Genomic DNA, 902 nt, shown 5'->3' with positions numbered 1-902 from the left:
ACGCGGCCAAAACCCAGCGCCCGGGCCGCTTGCGCGATGCGCGGGTGCGTGCTCAGGGCCTGCGCCGCGGCCCAGCGTTGGGCCGGCAGGGCCGCGGCCAGGTGGGCCACGGCTTCGGAACTGCTCAGCAGCCAGAGGGATCCGTCCTGCGCCGCCTGCTGCGCCAGCGCCCGCTGCGCGGCGCCGAGCCGGGGTGCGCTGCGTTCATACGCCACCACGCATTCCACCTGCCCGCCGGCCGCCTCGATCTGGCACGCAAACCAGTCCCGGCCCGTGCCCTGCACGGCGTCTTCGGCGCCCCGGGAGCGCCCGCGCACGATCAGCACGCGGTCGCCCGGCCGGATTTGCGGGGCCACCTGCTGCCACAGCGCTTCGGAGTCGAATTGCGCCGCGTCGGGCGCGGGGCCGTCGATGCAGGCGCGCGGGACGCCCGCCAGAACGAGCGCGTGGAGCGTTCCGGGGCCGGGCGCGAAGGCCCGCGTTTTTGCCGCAACCAGGGAATGAACATCCGGCGCCATCGACGGCCCATTCGGAGCATTCGGGGCAAAAAAATGGGCCACGGCGTGGCCGCTGACGAACATCAGCGCCCGGTAGTGGTGCTGCGCCAGCCGCGCGCGGGCCTGGCTCAGCGCCTGCTGCGCAGCGGGGTCGGTGCAGGGGCCGATGCCGATCAGCGGCAGCGCGGCGGCGGTGATTCCGCGTGCGCCCAGTTGCCGCACCCAGTGCGCGGCGGCGTCGGCGGGCCGCGTGACGATCACCCGGGGGGGCATGGCGTCGGTGCCCCGTCCGGGGCCGGGCCGCTGCCCCGGGCGCCACCGGCGTGCAGGCGCCGGGCGACGGCGCTGCCCAGCGCCTCGGCCTGCGCCAGGGTGGCGACGGGCGCGCTCGATTGCGCGCGCACC

1 protein-coding gene is annotated in these 902 nt (G+C 76.4%); it reads right to left on the bottom strand.

What is annotated here, in order from left to right:
• Positions 1 to 770 (bottom strand): uroporphyrinogen-III synthase (locus VTU_RS0106360; protein ID WP_010102261.1); only part of this gene is annotated, 770 nt, incomplete at its 3' end.
• Positions 771 to 902: the final 132 nt, after the last annotated feature.

This window comes from Verminephrobacter aporrectodeae subsp. tuberculatae At4, from assembly GCF_000193225.1.
Classification (GTDB): domain Bacteria; phylum Pseudomonadota; class Gammaproteobacteria; order Burkholderiales; family Burkholderiaceae_C; genus Acidovorax; species Acidovorax aporrectodeae.
Note: the sequence above shows the minus strand (reverse complement) of the source record. Positions and strands in the feature narration are given on the sequence as shown.